At 33.3% G+C, this 1,148-nt stretch carries 2 protein-coding genes and 1 pseudogene; all 3 read left to right on the forward strand.

Annotation, left to right across the window (positions count from 1 at the left end; all coding sequences use genetic code 11):
* Positions 1-200: pseudogene (locus FHL06_RS13755) on the forward strand (tyrosine-type recombinase/integrase); the annotation flags it as partial.
* Between the two features lie 191 nt (positions 201-391).
* Positions 392-595 carry a hypothetical protein gene (locus FHL06_RS13760; protein ID WP_099390810.1) on the forward strand — a complete coding sequence of 68 codons (204 nt, stop codon included), beginning with the start codon at positions 392-394 and terminating at the stop codon, positions 593-595.
* Positions 596-610: 15 nt separating this feature from the next.
* Positions 611-931, forward strand: coding sequence for a bacteriocin immunity family protein (locus tag FHL06_RS13765; protein ID WP_153387217.1), 321 nt, complete (start codon positions 611-613; stop codon positions 929-931).
* Positions 932-1,148 lie beyond the last annotated feature (217 nt).

A 1,148-nucleotide genomic window follows, 5' to 3' on the forward strand; every position in this document is an offset into this window, starting at 1 on the left:
GCGATCTATTAGGAATTAATTATCTAGGTACTCATACGATGCGCAAAACTGGGGCTTATCGCGTTTATACGCAATCCAATTACAATATTGGCCTAGTCATGCACTTACTAAATCATTCAAGTGAAGCTATGACTTTAGCTTATTTAGGCTTAGACCAAGCAAGTACAGAAAACATGTTGAACCAAATTGATTTTGGGTAAATTAGTTTGATTTTGTTGTCGCCAACGGCGACTTCTGATACAGGTTTTTAATGGGTCTAGCACAACATAGAATAAATTCTATGTGTAAGTGCGCATTAAAATCATTTCATGATTTTTGCTGACGGTCCATTTATCCATATCTAGCAAATTGATTATTTCAAATAAAAATTAGCAGGGAGAGTTAAGTATCTATGAAAAATAGAAATTTTCCACCAATGAAATATACTAAAGGTCAAAAGGTACAATTTAAATGTGACGGAAAGACGTTGCACGGAATTATTAAAATATTAGATTTTGGTGGTTCGTTTGACAATGATTACCATTCTTATGATATTTTGGTTAGAGAAGAAAATATGCTATACAAACATATTCCTGAAGCTGAAATTTTTGAATAAGAAAGGTTGTGTCAAATGTTCACATCAAGAAAGAAAATGAACGAAGAAGAGCAAAAATTTATAGAAACACTCTATAATTTTGTATTGCATCCAAATATTACTGACAGAGAACGTAAAATAGGTTTAATGGCGAAGAAAGATTTTGAAAAGGGAAAATATCCGTTATCAGTGATTAATAAGACTTCCTCCAGTCTTCAACAAGAAGCACTAAAAAATGGTCTATCAGATGAAGCGTCTACTTTTTATAAAACACTTAGTCCGATTATTACCAAACTTTCTCCTATTGGACTAAATAGAGGGAGCATGCTGTTTAATCAAAATTACTTAGATGATTAATAACGGCTTGCATATGTGAAATCGCTCTAAAGCCCTGCTAAGGGCTTTTGGTTTTGTCTTTGAACACATTTATACCAAAACAAGATTAAAACTGCTTAGAAGACAAATTATGACGATACAGGACTATTCTAGTTTATTATCCGCTTTGCAAGCGGACTGCTTCTGTCGTCAAGCAGACCAACGAGCATAAACAAAAAGACTTACCAAGAAAAACCTT

The sequence above is a fragment of the Companilactobacillus halodurans genome, from assembly GCF_009600985.1.
GTDB classification, from domain to species: domain Bacteria; phylum Bacillota; class Bacilli; order Lactobacillales; family Lactobacillaceae; genus Companilactobacillus; species Companilactobacillus halodurans.